The sequence below is a fragment of the Phycicoccus sp. genome, from assembly GCF_035325325.1.
Classification (GTDB): domain Bacteria; phylum Actinomycetota; class Actinomycetes; order Actinomycetales; family Dermatophilaceae; genus Phycicoccus.
Genome location: NZ_DAOLAC010000009.1, coordinates 70,006 through 89,122 on the forward strand (window position 1 = coordinate 70,006; position 19,117 = coordinate 89,122).

16 protein-coding genes are annotated in these 19,117 nt (G+C 72.8%); 8 read left to right on the top strand and 8 right to left on the bottom strand.

Annotation, left to right across the window (positions count from 1 at the left end; genetic code table 11):
- Positions 1-2 precede the first annotated feature (2 nt).
- Positions 3-290, bottom strand: a complete 288-nt coding sequence (locus PKA89_RS08055) for a DUF2249 domain-containing protein (RefSeq protein ID WP_324418361.1) — start codon at positions 288-290, stop codon at positions 3-5.
- Positions 291-349: 59 nt separating this feature from the next.
- On the opposite strand from PKA89_RS08055, the gene PKA89_RS08060 reads away from it, so the two are divergent.
- A complete protein-coding gene (locus PKA89_RS08060) occupies positions 350-928 on the top strand; it encodes an NTP transferase domain-containing protein (RefSeq protein ID WP_324418362.1) in 579 nt (192 codons plus the stop codon).
- 73 nt (positions 929-1,001) lie between these two features.
- Here the strand turns inward: PKA89_RS08060 and PKA89_RS08065 are convergent, their stop codons facing one another.
- Both PKA89_RS08065 and PKA89_RS08070 read right to left on the bottom strand, forming a co-directional pair.
- Positions 1,002-2,399: an MFS transporter gene (locus PKA89_RS08065; RefSeq protein WP_324418363.1), complete on the bottom strand. Its 1,398-nt coding sequence runs from the start codon at positions 2,397-2,399 to the stop codon at positions 1,002-1,004.
- Between the two features lie 28 nt (positions 2,400-2,427).
- Positions 2,428-3,801, bottom strand: coding sequence for an MFS transporter (locus PKA89_RS08070; protein WP_324418365.1), 1,374 nt, complete (start codon positions 3,799-3,801; stop codon positions 2,428-2,430).
- Between the two features lie 223 nt (positions 3,802-4,024).
- Here PKA89_RS08070 and PKA89_RS08075 point away from each other — a divergent pair, with 223 nt between their 5' ends.
- The 7 genes from PKA89_RS08075 to glp all read left to right on the top strand — a co-directional run bounded on the left by PKA89_RS08075 (position 4,025) and on the right by glp (position 13,339).
- A complete protein-coding gene (locus PKA89_RS08075; RefSeq protein ID WP_324418367.1) occupies positions 4,025-4,747 on the top strand; it encodes a helix-turn-helix domain-containing protein in 723 nt (240 codons plus the stop codon).
- A gap of 22 nt (positions 4,748-4,769) precedes the next feature.
- Positions 4,770-8,486, top strand: a complete 3,717-nt coding sequence (locus tag PKA89_RS08080; protein ID WP_324418369.1) for a nitrate reductase subunit alpha — start codon at positions 4,770-4,772, stop codon at positions 8,484-8,486.
- Positions 8,487-8,570: 84 nt separating this feature from the next.
- The gene (narH, locus tag PKA89_RS08085; RefSeq protein WP_324418371.1) at positions 8,571-10,232 is read left to right on the top strand and encodes a nitrate reductase subunit beta; all 1,662 of its coding nucleotides are present in this window, start codon (positions 8,571-8,573) and stop codon (positions 10,230-10,232) included.
- The gene (narJ, locus tag PKA89_RS08090) at positions 10,229-10,948 is read left to right on the top strand and encodes a nitrate reductase molybdenum cofactor assembly chaperone (RefSeq protein WP_324418373.1); all 720 of its coding nucleotides are present in this window, start codon (positions 10,229-10,231) and stop codon (positions 10,946-10,948) included. Before narH ends, narJ begins: the two co-directional genes overlap by 4 nt.
- A complete protein-coding gene (narI, locus tag PKA89_RS08095; protein ID WP_324418375.1) occupies positions 10,945-11,694 on the top strand; it encodes a respiratory nitrate reductase subunit gamma in 750 nt (249 codons plus the stop codon). The genes narJ and narI overlap by 4 nt, the downstream gene beginning before the upstream one ends.
- 38 nt (positions 11,695-11,732) lie before the next feature.
- On the top strand, positions 11,733-11,996 hold the full coding sequence (locus tag PKA89_RS08100) for a DUF6457 domain-containing protein (RefSeq protein ID WP_324418377.1): 264 nt from the start codon (positions 11,733-11,735) through the stop codon (positions 11,994-11,996).
- A 47-nt stretch (positions 11,997-12,043) separates the two neighbouring features.
- Positions 12,044-13,339: a gephyrin-like molybdotransferase Glp gene (gene glp / locus PKA89_RS08105; RefSeq protein WP_324418379.1), complete on the top strand. Its 1,296-nt coding sequence runs from the start codon at positions 12,044-12,046 to the stop codon at positions 13,337-13,339.
- Between the two features lie 100 nt (positions 13,340-13,439).
- On the opposite strand, the gene PKA89_RS08110 is transcribed toward glp, so the two are convergent.
- The 5 genes from PKA89_RS08110 to PKA89_RS08130 form a co-directional block, all read right to left on the bottom strand.
- On the bottom strand, positions 13,440-13,877 hold the full coding sequence (locus PKA89_RS08110; protein ID WP_324418381.1) for a hypothetical protein: 438 nt from the start codon (positions 13,875-13,877) through the stop codon (positions 13,440-13,442).
- Positions 13,874-14,806 (bottom strand): GNAT family protein, encoded by a 933-nt coding sequence (locus tag PKA89_RS08115; protein WP_324418383.1) that lies wholly within the window; start codon positions 14,804-14,806, stop codon positions 13,874-13,876. Before PKA89_RS08115 ends, PKA89_RS08110 begins: the two co-directional genes overlap by 4 nt.
- The gene (locus PKA89_RS08120; RefSeq protein WP_324418385.1) at positions 14,803-15,474 is read right to left on the bottom strand and encodes a DUF2306 domain-containing protein; all 672 of its coding nucleotides are present in this window, start codon (positions 15,472-15,474) and stop codon (positions 14,803-14,805) included. Before PKA89_RS08120 ends, PKA89_RS08115 begins: the two co-directional genes overlap by 4 nt.
- Entirely contained in the window at positions 15,471-16,178 is a 708-nt protein-coding gene (locus PKA89_RS08125) for a hypothetical protein (protein WP_324418387.1), read from the bottom strand. The genes PKA89_RS08120 and PKA89_RS08125 overlap by 4 nt, the downstream gene beginning before the upstream one ends.
- Before the next feature lie 118 nt (positions 16,179-16,296).
- Positions 16,297-18,999 carry a LuxR C-terminal-related transcriptional regulator gene (locus tag PKA89_RS08130; RefSeq protein ID WP_324418390.1) on the bottom strand — a complete coding sequence of 901 codons (2,703 nt, stop codon included), beginning with the start codon at positions 18,997-18,999 and terminating at the stop codon, positions 16,297-16,299.
- Positions 19,000-19,117 lie beyond the last annotated feature (118 nt).

Genomic DNA, 19,117 nt, shown 5'->3' on the forward strand with positions numbered 1-19,117 from the left:
GCTCAGGCGCGAGTGATCCGCAGCCGCCAGGCCTCGGGTCCCTCGTCGAGGTAGGTGACGGTGATCGGTGACTCGCGGTCGGCGAGCTGGGCCAGGAGGGGCTTGGGGTCGTGCGGTGCGACGAGCACGAGCGAGCCGCCGGCCGGGATGGCGCTCATCGCACCGAAGACGGTGGCGTGCCGGATCGCGTGGGGGATCGAGCGCACGTCGAGCTCGGGGGCGCCGTGGTCGGCGTCGCCGCAGCCGCAGCCGTGCTGGACGGCGGTCAGGGGAAGGTCGTGCTGGGACATGGGGTCTCCTCGGTGTGGTGGTCGGCTCGGCGGAACGGGAGGGCTGGGACACTCGGTGGGTGGATGAGTCGTCGGCGGACGTGACCGTGGTGGTGCCGGCCGGTGGTGGTTCGACGCGATTCGGGTCCGACAAGCTCGCGGCCCGACTGGACGGGACGACCGTGCTGGACCACCTGCTGGCCGGGGTGCCGCCGGAGTGGCCGGTGGTCCTCGTCGGGCCGGAGCGGCGGGTTGCGCGGTCCGGGGTGCGCTGGGTCCGGGAGCAGCCGCCCGGTGGCGGTCCGCTGGCCGGGGTGCTGGCCGGAGTCGCCGTGGTCGAGACGCCCGTCGCGGTCGTCGTGGCCGGGGACATGCCGTTCGCCGGTCCGGTGCTGCCGGTGCTGGTCGAGGCGCTGCGAGCGGCCGGGCCGGGGGTGGCCGCGGCGGTGGCCCTCGACGGGGAGGGCCACGCCAACCCGGTGCTGGCCGGCTACCGGGTCGAGGCCGTCCGGGCGGCCTTCCCGGGCCGGGTGCACGGCGGGCGGGCCAAGCGGCTCCTCGACCTCCCGCACGTGCTCGTGGCGGTCCGCGGGGTGGGGTCCCACGACGTCGACACGCCGTCGGACCTGGCGCGGCTTCGTCGGGAGTGGCACGGCTGACCTCTCGGTTCGGTCTGGGGGGCGGCCCCGTCCGGCAGGGGTCTCGCGGGGCCGCCCCGGTCGGTGGGGTGGGTCAGCTGGGCTTGGCCGCGCCGCGGCGGGCATAGCGCCACCAGGTGATGGCGACGCACAAGACGGCCCACGCGATGCCGACGGCGTAGAAGGCGACCGGCCCGAGGGTGGTGACACCGACCCCGAAGAAGAACGGTCCGAAGGCGGCGATCGCCGCGGTCCAGCCGATCACGCCGCCGGCCTGCCGGCGCTCGAAGATCATCGGCATCTGCTTGAAGGTCGACGCGTTGCCGATGCCGCTGAAGAGGAAGATCGCGAGCATCCCCCAGAGGAACTGGCTGAAGCCACTTTGGAGGGCCGCCGCCGAGGAGGTGTCGGGCGTGAGCGCCGGGATCGTCCACGCGATCGACCCGATGAGCCCGACGCCGCTGACGAGGGTCCACACCGCGCCGCCGGTGCGGTCGGTCAGGGGGGCGAAGAGGACCCGGGCCCCGGCACCGACGAGCGGGCCGAGGAAGACGTACTTCACGGCGTCGGGCACGGCGTAGCCGGCGACGAGCACGGTCGCGGAGGCGCCGGCCCCCTTGACGATGTCGGTGTTGCCGCTGCCGTAGAGGTTGGTCATGAGCAGGCCGAACTGGGCCGCGAGGCCGGAGAACGTGCCGAACGTCATGATGTAGAGGACCGTCATCCACCACGTGTCCTGCGTGCGGAAGATGTCGAACTGCTGGCGGACGTTGGCCTTGACGGGCACCGACCTGAGCAGGGACCAGGCGAGGGCCGCCCCGACCAGCATGAGCGGGACCCACACGAACGCGGCGTTCTGGTACCAGACCGTCGTGGCCGGCTTGCCGGGGACCGCGAGCTGCTGGCTGCCCCCGAAGACGGCCAGGGCGGAGAGCGCCACGAGGTACGGCGTGAGCAGCTGGACCAGGGAGACCCCGAAGTTGCCCAGCCCGGCCTGCAGGCCGAGGGTCGTCCCCTGCATGCGGCGCGGGAAGAAGTAGGAGGTGCTCGGCATGAAGCCGGAGAACGCGCCGCCGCCGATGCCGGCGAGGAAGGCGAGCACCATGAGCTCCCAGTACGGCGCGGTGGGCGACTGCACCCGCACGCCCCAGCCGAGGGTCGAGGCGATGAGCAGGAGGCTGGTCAGCGAGACCAGTCGCCGGGTCCCGAGGATCGGGGGGAGCACCATCCACACGAGCCGGAAGAGGCCGGCCGCGAGGCCCGGCATGGCGGCCATCCAGTAGAGCTGGCCCTTGCTGAAGTCGTACCCGAGCGCGTTGAGCTTCGGGATGACGGCGCTCGGCAGGTACCAGGCGACGAAGGCGAGCGTGAGGCAGAACGTGGTCACCCACAGGGTGCGCCACGCGAGGCCCTTGTCCCAGGTCTTCTCGTCCTCGGGGTCCCAGGCGGTGAGCCACTCGCCCTTCGGCTCGCGGCGGGTGGTCGTGGTCATGGCGGGTCTCCTGGGGTGTCGGGCGGGGTCAGCGGCCGGCCGCGGTCACGGTGACGGACTCGAGGCGGTGGGCGAGCTCGGGGGACTCGGCGTGCAGCATCCGCACGACGGTCGAGTGCATCCAGACCGCGCAGAGCGCGACGAGGAGGAAGAGGACGAAGAAGGTGGACGTCGGGAAGCCGCTCCACGCCTTGGTGTAGGCGAACAGCGGCGGGAGGAAGAAGCCGCCGAGGCCGCCCAGCATCCCGACGAGGCCGCCGACGGAGCCGACGTTCTCGGGGAAGTACTCGGGGATGTGCTTGTAGACGGCGGCCTTGCCGACCCCCATGGCGCTGCCGAGGACCACGAGCAGCACCGTGAACGGCACGACGCCGAGCGAGTAGGCGAGGTGCGAGCTCTCCGAGCCGTCCGCGTGGGCGATGACGAGGTGGCCGTCGGGCATCATGAGGACACCGGTCGCGGCGAGCATCACGGCGAGGGTCCAGTACATGACCCGGCGGGCGCCGAACCGGTCGGAGAACCAGCCACCGACCGGGCGCAGCAGCGACGCGGGGAAGATGTAGAGCGCGGTGAGCAACCCGGCCTCGGTGAGGCTGACGTCGTAGTTGTCGACGTAGTACTTCGGGAGCCAGGCCGCGAGGGCCACGTAGGCGCCGAAGAACGCGACGTAGTAGACGCTGAAGCGCCACACCCGCAGCTGTCGCAGCGGTGCCAGCTGCGACCTGAGCGTGGCCTTCGCGCCGGTCGTGTGGTCGTGGCGGGGAGTCCCGAACCACAGGACGCCGGCCCTGACGGGGGAGAGGCGGGCGGAGATGACCCGCACCAGCCGCCACCCGCCGGCGACCGCGCCGCCGAGGTAGGTCGCCCCGGCGGTGCCCGCGATGAGGGCGGGGCCGATGAACTTGGTGACCGACGCCCCCACGTTGCCGGCCCCGAACACGCCGAGCGCGAAGCCCTGGTGCTCACGGGGCTGCCACGCGGCGTTCCACGCGATGCCCGAGCTGAAGGAGTTGCCGGCGAAGCCGACGAGGAAGGCGAGGGCGAGGACGGCCCCGTAGCTCTGGGCGTGCGCGACGAACCAGGCGGGCACGGCCGTGGCGAGGAGCAGCAGGGTCATCACCTTGCGGCCACCGATCCGGTCCGTGAGCATGCCGGCCGGCAGCCGCCACAGCGACCCGTTGAGGACGGCCACCGCGCTGATCCAGGCCAGCTGGGGGTCGGTCAGCCCGAGCTCCTTCTGGATCGGCACGCCGAGGATGCCGAACATCAGCCACGCCGCGAACATCAGGGTGAACGCGGTGCTCGAGAGCCAGAGGACGCGGCCGGCACCCGGGTGGGCACCGCCACCCGGGTGGGCACCGGCGCTCGGCCGGGCCTGCGGTCGGGTGGCGGTCGGGCTCATCGCGTCTCCAGTTGAAAGGATCAGAGTGCTTTTAATGTGTCGACCCGGGACGCTACACCCACCCACCCGATCGCGCAACTACGTGCCGTAGTACTGACTGGTCGGCCTCGGGGCGAGCGGTTTTGCGCCGCTCCTCGCACTCGTGCCCGGCTTCCGTCCGGGTCCGGACTGTGCTTTTATAGTGGCCAGCAGTCCGCTAAACCCGTGATGGGAGGAGGTCGCTGTGCCCACGAAGCAGGAGTACGACGCCGCGGCCCTCCTGGCCTCGCCGGTGCGGCGGTTCCTCGTCCAGCTGCTCGAGGCCAGTGCGACGGACTCGCCGCAGGGCCTCGCTGCCGCGGAGATCGCCCCGCAGGCCGACCTGCACGTGACGACCGTCCGGTTCCACCTCGACCAGCTGGTCGCCGCCGGGGTCCTCGAGGCCGAGTTCGTCCGACCGGGGACGGCCGGCCGGCCGCGCAAGGTCTACCGCCGGGCACCGGCCAGGTCCGCGCCCGGGACCGAGCCGCTCAAGCTGCTGACCACGCTCCTCACGGAGGCCATGACCGCGTCGGTGCACGGGGAGAGGCTGACCCCCTACGAGGCGGGCCGTCGCTGGGCCCGCGAGCACCTGGCCGACCACTCCGAGCGCACGCCGGCCGACAGCGCGGGCGCGTGGTTGGGCCGGGTCGGCGAGGTCATCGACGTCCTCGAGGACTGGGGCTACCAGCCGGAGGTGTCCACCTCCGACGGCGGTCGGAGCGTCCGCGTCGAGCTCACGGACTGCCCGTTCCTCGACCTGGCCCGCGACAACCAGGCCGTCGTCTGCGGCGTCCACCGTGGCCTGATCGCCGAGTCGATGGCGATGTCCGGTGAGGTCCGCGCGCACGTCGCCCTCGAGCCCTTCGTCACCGAGACCCGCTGCCGCGCCCTCATCCGCACCGACACGCCCTTCAAGTCCTCGTAGCCCGACCTCGCCGGAGACCACCATGACCCCCACCCCCGGGCTCGACGGCCCGCTCACCCAGGCCCTCGTCGGAACCCGCCGGTTCTTCACCGCGGGGCAGGTGTCGCCCGACCGCCGCGCCCTGCACCGTGAGGGTGGGCGGGCCGGTGACGCGTTCTACCGCGACCGCTGGTCGCACGACAAGGTCGTCCGCAGCACGCACGGGGTCAACTGCACCGGCTCGTGCTCGTGGAAGGTGTACGTCAAGGACGGCATCATCACCTGGGAGGCCCAGCAGACCGACTACCCCTCCACGGGCGCGGACCGTCCGGAGTACGAGCCCCGGGGGTGCCCCCGCGGTGCCGCGTTCAGCTGGTACACCTACTCGCCCACCCGCGTCCGCTACCCGTACGTGCGGGGCGTCCTGCTCGAGATGTTCCGTGAGGCCCGGCGGGCCGTGGGTGGTGACCCCGTCCTCGCCTGGGCCTCGATCGTCCAGGACCCCGAGCGGCGCAGGCGCTACACGTCCGCCCGTGGCAAGGGCGGGTTGGTCCGCGCGACGTGGGAGGAGGTCGTCGACCTCGTCGCCGCGGCCCACGTGTACACCGTCAAGCGCTGGGGCCCAGACCGCATCGCCGGCTTCTCGCCCATCCCCGCGATGTCCCCCGTCTCGTACGCCTCCGGGGCCCGGTTCCTCGAGCTCATCGGCGCCCCGATGCTCTCGTTCTACGACTGGTACGCCGACCTGCCCAACGCCTCGCCGCAGATGTTCGGCGACCAGACCGACGTCCCGGAGTCCGGCGACTGGTGGGACGCCGGGTACCTCATCATGTGGGGCTCCAACGTCCCGATGACCCGCACGCCGGACGCGCACTGGATGACCGAGGCCCGCTACCGCGGCCAGAAGGTGGTCGCCGTCTCGCCGGACTACGCCGAGAACGTCAAGTTCGCCGACGAGTGGGTCGCCTCGGCGCCCGGCACCGACGGGGCGCTGGCGATGGCGATGGGCCACGTCATCCTCAAGGAGTTCTTCGTCGACCGGCAGGTGCCGTTCTTCACCGAGTACAACCAGCGCTACACCGACCTGCCGTTCCTCGTCTCGCTCGAGCCCGACGACACGACGGTGGACGCGGCGGAGGCCGGTCCGGCCTTCCGACCCGGCAAGTACGTCGTCGCCGGCGACCTCGACGTGCCCGAGGCGACGTCGGAGAACGCGATGTGGAAGCCGGTCGTCCTCGACGCCCGCACCGACGACGTCGCGGTCCCGCAGGGCTCCCTCGGCTTCCGCTGGGGTGACGAGGGGCTCGGCCGCTGGAACCTCGACCTCGACGGCATCGAGCCGGTGCTCTCGCTCCGGGACGTGGCGACCGAGTCGGTGCGGGTGGTCCTCCCGCGGTTCGACACCGCCGACGGCAGGGTCGCGCACGTCTCCCGGGGCGTCCCCGCGCGCCGGGTCGGCGGTCGGCTCGTCACCACCGTCCTCGACCTGATGCTCGCCCAGTACGGCGTCGCCCGCGACGGCCTCCCGGGCACCTGGCCCGCGGACTACGACGACCCCTCCACCCCGGCGACCCCGGCCTGGCAGGAGGAGATCACCAGCGTCCCCGCCGAGCAGGTGACCCGCCTGGCCCGGGAGTGGGCCCAGAACGCGATCGACACCGAGGGCCGCGGGATGATCCTCCTGGGCGCCGGCACGAACCACTGGTTCCACTCCGACCAGCTCTACCGCGCGATGCTCGTCCTCACGACGATCACCGGCTGCCAGGGCCGCAACGGCGGCGGGTGGGCGCACTACGTCGGCCAGGAGAAGGTGCGCCCGATCATGGGGTTCCAGCACATGGCCTTCGCCCTCGACTGGCACCGGCCGCCGCGGCACATGAACCAGACGGCGTACTGGTACGTCAACACCAGCCAGTACCGCTACGACACGTTCACGGCCGACGACGTCGACGCCGGGACCGGCGTCTTCGCCGGCAAGGGCGTCATGGACCTGCTCGCCCAGTCGGTGCGCCTCGGCTGGACGCCGAGCTACCCGACGTTCAACCGCAGCAGCCTCGTGCTGGCCGACGAGGCGGAGGCGGCGGGGATGGCCCCGGCGGACTACGTCGTCGAGCAGCTGACGTCGGGCGCGCTGCGGTTCGCGGTCGAGGACCCGGAGGCGGAGGAGAACCACCCGCGCGTGCTCAGCCTGTGGCGGGCCAACCTCCTCGGGTCGAGTGCCAAGGGCAACGAGTACTTCCTCAAGCACCTGCTCGGGACGGACAACGCGGTCACCGCGCGGCAGGCGCCGCCGGAGAAGCGCCCGGCCGGCATCGAGTGGCCGGAGGAGGTGCCCGAGGGCAAGCTCGACCTGCTGACCACCATCGACTTCCGGATGACCAGCTCGACGCTCTTCTCCGACGTCGTCCTCCCGGCCGCCACCTGGTACGAGAAGCACGACCTCAACACCACGGACATGCACCCGTTCGTCCACTCGTTCAACCCGGCGATCGCGCCGCCGTGGCAGTCCAGGACCGACTGGGAGGCCTGGAAGGCGGTCGCGAAGCGGTTCTCCGAGCTCGCCGTCGACCACCTCGGCAGCCGGCGCGACGTCGTGGCCAAGCCGTTGTGGCACGACACCCCCGAGGCGATGGCCACCGTGCACGGCGTCGTGAGGGACTGGCGCACCGGCGAGTGTGAGCCCGTCCCGGGCAAGACCCTCCCGGTCCTCGCCGTCGCCGAGCGCGACTACCCGGCGGTGTACGACAAGATGACCTCGGTCGGTCCGCTCCTCGAGGAGGTCGGCATGCTCACCAAGGGCGTGCCGTACGACGTCCACCGCGAGGTCGACATCCTCCGGGCCCGCAACGGCACGGCGAGCACCGGTGCGGGACAGGGCCAGCCGCGCCTCGAGACCGACATCCACGTCGCCGACGCGATCCTCCACCTGTCCGGCACGACCAACGGTCACCTCGCGACCCACGGGTTCAGGAACGTCGAGAAGCGCACCGGCACGGAGCTGCACGACCTCGCCGCCGAGCACGAGGGGAAGCAGGTCACGTTCGCCGACACCCAGGTCGCGCCGGTGCCGGTGATCACCTCACCGGAGTGGTCGGGCTCGGAGTCGGGCGGCCGCCGGTACGCACCGTTCACGATCAACATCGAGCGGCTCAAGCCCTTCCACACCCTCACCGGGCGCCAGCAGTTCTACCTCGACCACGACTGGGTCCTCGGGATGGGCGAGGCGCTGCCGGTCTACCGCCCACCGTTGAACATGACCCAGCTCTTCGGCGAGACCGCACTCGGCGAGCAGAACGCACTGGGGGTCTCGGTGCGCTACCTCACGCCGCACAACAAGTGGTCGATCCACAGCGAGTACCAGGACAACCTCTTCATGCTCAGCCTCTCCCGGGGCGGGCAGACGATCTGGATGTCCGACCGCGACGCCGAGAAGATCGGCGTGCACGACAACGACTGGGTCGAGGCGGTCAACCGCAACGGCGTCGTCGCGGCCCGGGCGATCGTGTCCCACCGGATGCCCGAGGGCACGGTGTACATGCACCACGCCCAGGACCGGCTCATCGACGTCCCGCTCACCGAGCGCGACGGCAAGCGGGGAGGAATCCACAACTCCCTCACCCGGATCATGATCAAGCCGAGCCACATCATCGGTGGGTACGCGCAGCTGTCGTACTTCTTCAACTACATCGGGCCCACCGGCAACAACCGCGACGAGGTCACGATGATCCGCCGGCGCACCAACCAGGACGTGGAGTACTGACATGTCACCCCACGAAGTTCTCCGCTCGTTCCTCGCTCCGATACTTCGCGGGGGCCCCGACAACCTTCTGGACGGTGATCTCGCATGAAGGTCATGGCGCAGATGGCGATGGTGATGAACCTCGACAAGTGCATCGGCTGCCACACCTGCTCGGTCACCTGCAAGCAGGCGTGGACCAACCGGGCCGGCACCGAGTACGTCTGGTTCAACAACGTCGAGACCCGGCCCGGCCTGGGCTACCCGCGCGGCTACGAGGACCAGGACGAGTGGATGGGCGGCTGGGTCCTGCGGAACGGGCGGCTGCGGCTGCGCGCCGGTGGCCGGCTCAAGAAGCTCGCGACGATCTTCAGCAACCCGAAGATGCCCTCCATCCAGGACTACTACGAGCCCTGGACCTACGACTACGAGACGCTGCTGAACGCCCCCGCGCAGAAGACCTTTCCGGTGGCGCGACCGCACTCGCTGATCTCGGGCAAGCCGATCAACGTCTCCTGGAGCGCGAACTGGGACGACGACCTCGGCGGCTCGCGTGAGCACGCCGTCAAGGACCCGATGCTCAAGGGCATCGAGGACAAGGTGCGCATGGAGTTCGAGAAGACCTTCATGTTCTACCTGCCGCGCATCTGCGAGCACTGCCTCAACCCCTCCTGCGCGGCGTCGTGTCCCAGCGGCGCGATCTACAAGCGCGAGGAGGACGGCATCGTCCTCGTCGACCAGGACCGCTGCCGCGGCTGGCGGATGTGCATCACCGGCTGCCCGTACAAGAAGGTCTACTTCAACCACAAGACCGGCAAGGCCGAGAAGTGCACCTTCTGCTACCCGCGGATCGAGGTCGGCATCCCGACCGTGTGCTCCGAGACCTGCGTCGGCCGGCTGCGCTACATCGGCCTGGTCCTCTACGACGCGGACAAGGTGCTCGAGGCGGCGACGGTCGAGGACGACCACGACCTCTACGAGGCCCAGCTCGCGGTCTTCCTCGACCCCGAGGACCCCGAGGTGCGCCGCGAGGCCGAGGCCGCCGGCATCCCGGCCGACTGGGTCGAGGCCGCCCGGCGCAGTCCGGTCAAGAAGCTGATCCTCGACCACAGGGTGGCGCTGCCGCTGCACCCGGAGTACCGCACCATGCCGATGGTCTGGTACATCCCACCGCTGTCCCCGGTCGTCGACGTCGTCAAGGACACCGGCCACGACGCCGAGGACGTCGACAACCTCTTCGGCGCCATCGAGACCCTGCGCATCCCGGTCGAGTACCTCGCCAACCTGTTCACCGCCGGCGACGTCGCACCGGTCGACCGGGTGCTCCGGAAGCTGGCCGCGATGCGCTCGTACATGCGTGACATCAACCTCGGACGTGACCCCCGCGACGAGATCCCGGCGGCCGTCGGGATGGAGGGGGAGCAGATGTACGAGATGTTCCGCCTCCTCGCGCTCGCGAAGTACTCCGAGCGCTACGTCATCCCGCCGGCGCACGCGGAGCAGGCACATGCCCTCGAGGAGCTGGCCACCGAGTGCTCGGTCTCCGCGTACGGCGGCGGCCAGCAGGACGTCTTCGGCGAGGGGTCGGGCGCCGCGCCCACCCCGGTGGCGGTCGAGAACTTCCGGGTGCTGCAGCAGACCCAGTCCGCGGACTCGCTCGAGGAGCTGCCGGGCGACAACCCGCTGCGCGGTCGGGTCAACCTCCTGACGTGGGACGGCCGGGGGATGCCCGACGGCCTCTTCCCGAGCGACCAGGAGGCGGGCCGATGAGGTGGCGTCGGCACCGGGGTGAGCAACCCGGCCTCTCGGAGCGCGAGCTCGTCGACACCTGGCAGGTCGTCTCCCTCCTGCTCGACTACCCCGACGACGAGCTGGTCGCCCGCGTGCCGATGCTGCGCGGCGTCGTCGCCGGGCTGCCGCCGGCCCAGCGAGACCCCCTCGACGTCGTGCTCGACACCCTCGAGCGAACCGACCTCGGGGTGCTGCAGCGCGAGTACGTCGACACCTTCGACGTCACCCGCCGCTGCTCGCTGCACCTCACGTACTTCTCGCACGGCGACACCCGGCGCCGCGGGGTGGCCCTCGTCGAGTTCAAGCAGGCCTACCGCAGGGCCGGGGTCGAGTTCGACGCCGACACCGAGCTGCCCGACCACCTCTGCGTCGTCCTCGAGTTCGGCGCGACCCAGGACTGGGCCACCGCCTGGCACCTCCTCACGTCCCACCGGGTGGGCATCGAGGTCCTACGGGCCGGTTTGGCCCACCGGGGTTCGCCCTGGCTTCCCGCCCTCGAGGCGCTCCGGACCACCCTGCCGGTCCTCGACGGCGACGACGAGACGGCCCTGCTCCGGCTCGTCGCCGAGGGCCCGCCCCGGGAGGACGTCGGACTGGAGCCGTACGCGATGGACCCGCGCCTCAACCCTCGTCCCGAGCCGGCCGACACCACGGCGCTGCTCGGCCCGACCATCCCGGTAGGAGCCCCCCGATGACGACGTTCCTCTGGGTGATCGTCCCCTACGTGTGCCTCGCCGTCTTCGTCGTCGGCCACGTGTGGCGCTACCGGTACGACAAGTTCGGCTGGACGACCCGTTCCAGCCAGCTGTACGAGAGCCGGCTGCTGCGCATCGGAAGCCCGCTGTTCCACTTCGGGATGCTCGGTGTCGTCATGGGCCACGTCATCGGCCTGGTCGTCCCCCAGGTGTGGACCAACGCCCTCGGCCTCAGCCCGCACGCGTACCACGTCATCGCACTGGCCGGCGGCATCCCGGCGGGCGTCGCGGCCCTCGTCGGCCTGGCCATCCTCGTCTACCGCCGCCGGACGACCGGGCCGGTGTTCCGGGCGACGACGGTGAACGACAAGGTGATGTACGCGGTGCTCGGCGCCGTCGTGGCCCTCGGGATGTGGAACACGGTGGCGGGCAGCCTGCTGCAGTTCGGCGGGGAGTACAACTACCGCGAGGGCGTCTCGGTGTGGTTCCGCAGCATCTTCCTGTTCCGGCCCGAGGCGGGGCTCATGGCCGAGGCCCCGCTCGGCTTCCAGCTGCACGCCCTGCTGGCCTTCGCGCTCTTCGCGATGTGGCCGTTCACCCGTCTCGTGCACGTCTTCTCCGCGCCGATCGGCTACCTGACCCGCCCCTACCTCGTCTACCGGTCGAAGGACCCCCGACCCGGACGGGGCACGGGCAACCGGGCGCCCCAACGTGGCTGGGACAAGCCCGAGCTGACCCGCAAGTGACCCGGCACGCGCCGGGCGGCCCCTCGAAGGAGACCACCATGACCGACCTCGCCGCCGCCGAGCAGGAGTGGCACGACTGGATCACCGACGCCTGCGCGGCGGTGGGCGTCGACCCGTCCGACGTCGACGTCACGGGCATCCACGGCCTGACCAAGGAGATCGCCCACGGGTTCGCCCGGCCGATGGCCCCGGTCGGGTCCTACATCCTCGGTCTCGCCGTCGGCGCCCGTGCCGCCGCCGGGCGGGAGGCCTCGCAGGCCCACCTGAGTGAGGCCATCCGGTCGACCTTCCCCGCTCGGTGAGTACCGTTCCCACCGAACCGCTCCCGAGAACTCAACGCACACTCCTCGTGCCGGAGGCCGCCCTGGACCGGGTGTTGTCCCGGCTGACGCCCTTGAGCCCGGTCGACCTGCCCATCGACGAGGCGCTCGACCACGTGCTGGCCGAGGCCCTGGACGCGGCCACCCCCGTCCCACTGTTCGACAACGCCGCGATGGACGGGTACGCGCTGCGCGCGGCCGACGTCCACCCGGGTCGACGGTTGCGGGTCGTCGGGGAGGTGCGGGCCGGTCAGGTCGCGCAGGACCCGGTCGGCGAGGGCCGGGCGGTGCGGGTGATGACCGGCGCACCGATCCCGCCCGGCGCCGACGCCGTCGTGCCGTGGGAGCGGACCCGGACGCCCGCGAGCGGCGACCGGCCGGTCGACCACCTCGCCGACGAGCTGCCCGCGTGGGTCGTCGTCGACGGGGACGTCGACCCGGGCCGACACGTCCGCCGCGCCGGGGAGGACCTCGAACCGGGAGACCCGGTGGCCGCCGCCGGCGTGCTCGTCGGTCCGGCCGAGGTGGCCCTGGCGTGCGCCGGCGGGCACCACACGCTCCGTGTCGTCCCGACCCCGGTGGTGGCCGTCCTGTCGACGGGGGACGAGGTGGCCGGGCGGGGGGAACGGCTCGCCGGGCCCCGGGTCCCGGACGTCGACGGTCCCGCGCTGGCGGCGCTGGCCCGACGGCACGGCGCCACGGTGCTCCGGGTCGGACCGGTGCCGGACGAGCCGGACGCCCTCGCTGCCGCCCTCGACGAGCTCGCCGGGCGTGCCGACCTCGTCGTCACCAGCGGCGGAGCCTCCGGAGGCGCGGCCGACCTCGTCGCCCGGCTCGGACGCAGCGGGCACCCCGTCGAGGCGCTCAGCCTGGCGATGAAGCCCGGCAAGCCACTCTGCCTCGGCTGGCTCGACATCGCGCCCGGGCCCGGCGGTGGTCGGGTGCCGTTCATCGGCCTCCCCGGCAACCCCGTCGCCGCGATGGTCGCCTTCGAGGTCTTCGCCGGTCCCGTCATCGCCCGGCTCCGGGGACTGGGTGGGTCCAGCCGGGTGCTCGAGGCCGTCGCCACGGAGCCGCTGCCCGGCGCGGAGGGCAAGGTCAGCTACGTCCGGGTGCGACTGGAGCGGCGTCCCGACGGGACGCTCGCCGCCGGTCCGACCGGGGGTGACCGCCCACACGGTCCGCGCTCCCTCGTGGCCACCGACGGCCTGGCCGTCGTCGACTCGGCCGGCGGAGTGGCTGCGGGCGAGCCGGTCCTCGTGCGGGTGACGGGCTGGTCCGGAACCTCGCGGGCCGCGGGCGGGGGCGGGCTCGGCGGTTCGTGACGGCGCCCGACGAGAGCGGGGCGACGGCCTCCCCCTCGGCTGGGCCCGCCGCCACCGGGGACCGGGTCCCCGCGCCGAGGGCCGGCCCCTCCCGTCGCGGTCACCGCCACGCTTCGCCCGGACCTCGCAGGTAGGTGCGCCACACGTACGGCCACGGGGTGACGGCGATGACGACCAGCTCGGGCGTGAGGCTGACCAGGATCTCGGCCATGGCGGGGCTCATGTCTCCGGCGACCAGGTGGGGGAGGGCGACCAGAACGAACCACAGGACCTTCCACGCCGTCTCGAACAGCAGGACCGGCAACATCTTCACCGGGTGGCGGAGCCCGAGGAGGGCCAGGACGGACATCGCCGTCAGCAGGGTGAGGGTGACGCCTTCGTGGAGGGGCAGGGCGGCTGCCCGACCGAGCAGGGGCCACTTCACGAGCGCCAGGCCGACCGCGATGAGGCCGTAGCCGCCGCGCATCGAGGTCACGCGCCACCGCGGGAGGTCGGTTCGCACGTTCGCAGGGGAGGTGGAGGTGCTGATGGTCGTCATCGACGTCTCCGTTCGGGTGCGGCGCTCGGCGTCCGTCGGGCCGGCACCGGGTCATCCGCGTGGGGCTGTCCGCCCAGGGGTTCGTCGGGTCCGAGGCCAGGGGGCCCCGGTGTGGCGACGTCGCCGGGCGCGTGGGTGCGGGACCACTCGTCGCGCAGGACGGCGTAGCCGACCGTGTCCAGCCAGGACCCGGAGCGATGGAGGGAGTCGCGGACGGCGTGGGTCTCGCGTCGCATGCCCACCCGCTCCATCAGCCGCCAGGACGCGGTGTTGTCGAGGAAGCTGGTGGCCACGAGCCGGCGCGCGCCGAGGTGCTCGAAGGCGAACGCCATGAGGGCGCGGACCGCCTCGGTGGCATAGCCGTGGCCCTCGTGCGCCGGGTCGAGGACCCACCCGAGCTCCACCTGCGCCCCGCGGGCGTCGTCGGCGACGTCGAGCTGGGCCCAGGCGTCCTCGCGGCGCAGCATGACGTCACCGACGACCGTGCCCGCGGGATCGTCACCGAGGACCACGGCGACCGTGGTGGCGAGCCGCGCGGGGTCCCCGAACAGGTCGAGGTAGCCCTCGAGGTCCGCGGGCGTGCCGGTCAGCCACTGGTTGACCGAGGGGAGGCGGCGGAAGGCCCAGGTGGGCACGGCGTCGTCGAGCGTGGCGGCGCGCAGGGTGAGCCGCTCGGTCCGCAGGACCCGGTCGAGCGTCGGTCGCGGCGGTTCGCCCGCAGCGACGGCGACCGACAGCAGGTCGACCCCGAGGTCCCGGACCGCGGTGAGCACGCTGTGGAGGTGCGCCTGGTCGCCGAGCGGGCCGTGCAGGCTGGTGGTCCCGTCGGCGCGGCGGGCGACGGTCAGGCCGCCGAGCGGGCGGGCCCAGTGGTCGTCGAGGTGACCTCGGACCCGGATGTCGTAGGCGGTCGGCATCGGAGCGGTCATCGGGACCTCCGAGGTGAAGCAGCGGCACGGGTCCGGCGGATCGCGAGCTCGGCGACGCCGAGGTTGACGAGCCACCCGGCCAGCTTGGCCAGGTCGCCGCTGAGCTCCCCGGTGCCGACGACGGCCTCGGTCAGGCCTTCGGTGAACGCCTGCGTGCCGGCGCCGAGGCCGAGCGCGTACGCCCGGACCATCCACGCCCGGTGGGCGTCGACGTCCTGCCGGCGGATGGCGCGGAACCCCAGGACGATCGAGGCCGCCATCCCCGACGCCACGAGCAGGCGTGCGACGAACAGGACGGGGCCGGTGCCGGGACGGGGCGGGTACCCGAGGGTCAGCCACAGGGCCGAGCCGGCCACGACGAGCCCACAGGCCGCGAGGACGCGTCCCGAGCGCCGGTGCCAGGTGAGGTGCCGACGTCGGAACGAGGCGACCAGCTGGAGCACCCCCGCCAGGGCGAACACGGCCGAGGCGACGATGTGAACGACCAGCGCCGCCGGGAAGCCGGCGAACCGGACGTCGGCCGGCACGAGGTCCGGGCCGCCGGCGAGCTGGACGAGCCGCAGGGTGCCCGCGCCGAGGGGGATGGCGCTCAGGGCGACCAGGGCCAGGGCCACCCGCCAGCCGGCACCGGGGTGCCGGCCGGTCGGGGTGCGGACGGTGGTGGTCATCGGACGGCGGGCTCGGCGACGTGGGTGTCGGCGACGTGGGTGTCGGTCGCGGGGATCTCGGGGGACGAGGCCGCACGGTCGGTGCGGTTGCGCCACAGCGAGATCCCGAGAGTGATGAGGGCGACCCCGACGGGGACGGCGAACGGCCGGTTGAACGAGTCCGGCAGGGCGGAGAGCGCGAGTGCGGAGACCGTGCCGACGCTGAGGAGGACGCAGGCGGTGCGGGCGAGGATGCCGGCACGGAGGAGGGCGATGCCGAAGAGGAGGCCGCCGACGGAGTACCCGATGCCGGTGACGAGGAAGAGCTGCTGCACGTGGCCGATGTCGACGCCCGGCGTGCCGCCCAGCGCCCCGTCGAGGTAGGCCTGCACGTACGTCGGGTCCGTCCTCGCCACCACCGGCAGGACGCAGCCGACGACGACCTGGTTGGCGAACATCGCGACGTAGCCGACGACGAGCAGGGCGAAGCTCGCCGCGCCGAAGAGGCCGAGCCGGGCTCGGTTGCGCAGGAACATGCCGGTGAAGCCGGCGATGGCGAGCACCGCCATCGCGGCCTTGGCCATCTCTCGGACGAACACGTCGGTGGTGACGACGTGGGCCACGTCGCCGGCGGGGTGGCCGATCTGGACCGCGATGTAGAGAGCCCCCGCGGTGGTGGCGCACACGGCGGCGGCTGCGGTGAGGCGGCTGGAGGTGAGGGTCATGTCGGGTCCTTCGTCCGGTGCCGGACCGGTGTCCGACGATGCGGCGACGGTAGGAACCGGCAGGGTGACGCCACATCACCACGTGATGTGATCCGGTGGGTGATCGTGAGGGCCGCGCTCAGAGGAGGCCGAGCTCGCCCGCTCGTCGCACGGCGGCCCGGCGGGTGGTGACGTCGAGCTTGGTGAAGATGTGCTTGGTGTGGCTGCGCAGCGTGTTGACCGAGACGAACAGGGACCGGGCGATCTCCGGCCCGCTCAGCTCGGAGGCGAGGAGGCGCACGACCTCCAGCTCACGCTCGCTGAGCAGACCGTCCCGGGAGCGCTCGGCGGCCGCGGCCCCGGCCGACGTGGCGGCGCCGAGCACCAGGCGCGCGAGGTCGCTCACGGTCGGCGTGCCCTCGCGGGCCAGGTCCTCGAGGAGGGCAAGGCACCGGTCTCCCTCGTCGAGGAAGAGGCGGCGGAAGCCGTGCGGTGCCGCCAGCACGAGGGCCTCCTCGAGGTCGCGCCGCGCCCGCGCCACGTCCCCCTCGGCCTCGGCGGCCAGGGCGCGCACGAGGAGCGTCTCGGCCACGCTCCGCTCGCGCTGCTCGGTTCGGGCAGTGGCCAGGACGCCGTCGAGGAGGGGGGTCGCCTCCTGGGGGCGGGCCTCCGCCACGAGGAGGCGGGCGTAGGTGAGCAGCTCGTGCTCGTCGAGGTACGTCGGCGGACCCGTCGCCGTGGTCGGCCCCCGTCGGGCCCAGCCCCGGACGTCCGCGAGGCGCCCCTGGGCGAGGTGCAGTCGTGCCAGGCTCGACCGGATCGGCTGGACGTCGGGGAAGTAGCCCGGTAGGTACAGCCGCTCGCCGTGGTCGAGGAGGTCCGCGGCCTCGGCCAGCTCGCCCCGCGCCCGGTGCAGGGCGGCGTTCACCGTGAACCAGCGGTGCCGGTTCTCCGGGATGGAGCCCGCCTCGCCGAGGGCGTGTGCCAGGTCCAGGTGCTCACCGGCCGCGCCCAGCTCCCCGGCCTCGCGGAGGACGTCGGCCAGGGCGACGTGGAGGTCACCGGTCACCGACCGGGTGGCAGCGGGGTCGTCGGCCGCGGCGCGGACCGCCGTGTCGAGCAACCGGCGGGCTTCGTCGGCCCTCCCACGGGCGAGCCACATCTGGGCCAGCACGACGGTGGCACCGAGCGCGTCGGTGAGCATCCCGGCCCGGCGGAGGCTGGACGCGGCGCTGGTGAACGTGGTGATCGCGGTGCCGACGTCACCGGCCGCCCAGGCGGCGAGCCCGAGGAAACCCTCGGCCGCGCCGCGTGGGAAGTGGTCCTCCGGGCCGGCCAGGGCCAGGGCCCGGCGGGCGTGGGTGACGGTCCCGTCGACGTCGGCGCGGGCCTGGGCGACCGCGGCCCGGTACACCGCCGTCATCGCCGGCAGACCGCGCAGCTCCTCCGCCCGGCTGCCGACGGCCTCGGCCATGGCGGGAGGCGGCGCGGACCCGAGCGGCGCGGGGTCGCCGAGGGCGGCGTCGGCGAGGTCCAGCCAGGGCTCGACGCCGTCGACGTCGCCCGCGGCGAGGCGGCTCCAGCCCCGGAAGGCCGCGAGCAGGGGACGGCGCCGGACGACGTCGTCGGGCAGCGTGGCGGCCCACTCGCGCAGGACGTGGTCGTGGCGTGCCCGGCGCTGCTCGCCCACACCGAGCTCGACGAGGTCGGCGGCGTGCTCGACGTCTCCACCGAGGAGCGAGTGCCGGACCGCCTCCGGCACGAACCCGTGCTCGGCGAACCACCGGCCGGCCGCCCGGTGGAGGGCGTCCACCGTGTCGGGGTGGGCGGCCGTCATCCGCGCCCGCACGGCGTCCGCGAACAGGTGGTGGTAGCGGTACCAGCGGCGCTGGTCGTCGAGCGGGACGACGAACAGGTTCTCGCGCTCGAGGGTCTCGAGGAGCCCCTGTCCGTCCGGTTCGCCGGTGACGGCCTCGCAGAGTGACGCACTCATCCGGTCGAGGACCGAGGTCTTCAGCAGGAAGTCGCGCACGGGTTCCGGCTGCCGGTCCAGCACCTCCTCGACGAGGTAGTCGAGGACGAACCGGTGGCTGCCGGCGAACGCGTCGACGAACCCACTGAGGTCGTCCACGTGCGAGCGGGCGGAGATCGCGGCGAGCTGCAGGCCCGCGGCCCACCCCTCGGTCCGGTCGTGCAGGGTGCTCGTGAGACGGCCGTCGAGCGGGAGTCCCATCAGGTCGGTGAGGAAGGCCGAGGACTCCGCTGCCGTGAACCGGAGGTCGGCCGCCCGCACCTCGACCAGCTCGCCGCGCGCCCGGAGCCGGGCCGAGGGCAGCGGCGGGTCGACCCGGGTCGTCAGGGCGACGGTCACCTGCGGGGGGAGGTTCTCGACGAGGAACGCCATCGCGTCGTGGACCGCCGGGTCGTTGACGACGTGGTAGTCGTCGAGGGCGATCACGGTCGGCGGGAGCAGCGTGTCCAGGTCGGTGAGCAGGCTGGTGAGGGCGGCGCCGTCAGCGCGGTTCCCGGTGTCCAGCAGCGACATCGCGTCCTCTCCTGCATCCGGGGCGACGGTCTGGACCGCGAGCACGAACTGCCTCACGAAGGTCGGGAGGTCGTCGTCACCCGGCTCGAGCGACAGCCAGGCCACGTGTCGCGAAGGCGTGGCGGAGAGCCACTGCGACAGGAACGTGGTCTTGCCGAAGCCGGCCGGTGCCACGACGAGGACGAGCCGTGGCACGGACACGGGGTCCGGCGCCACGAGGTCGATGAGACGCGGCCGCTGCACCAGCCGACGTCGTGGCACCGGCTGGTGCAGCTTCGTGCCGGGCAGGGACGGCACGTCAGGGTCCGCTCACGCGCGGTGCCCGTACGGCGTGGTCCGTGGCTCGTGCACGGGACCATTGGATCGGGTCGGGGCGGTTACGGCAACGCCCCCGGGGCGGGCGGAGCGGGAGCAG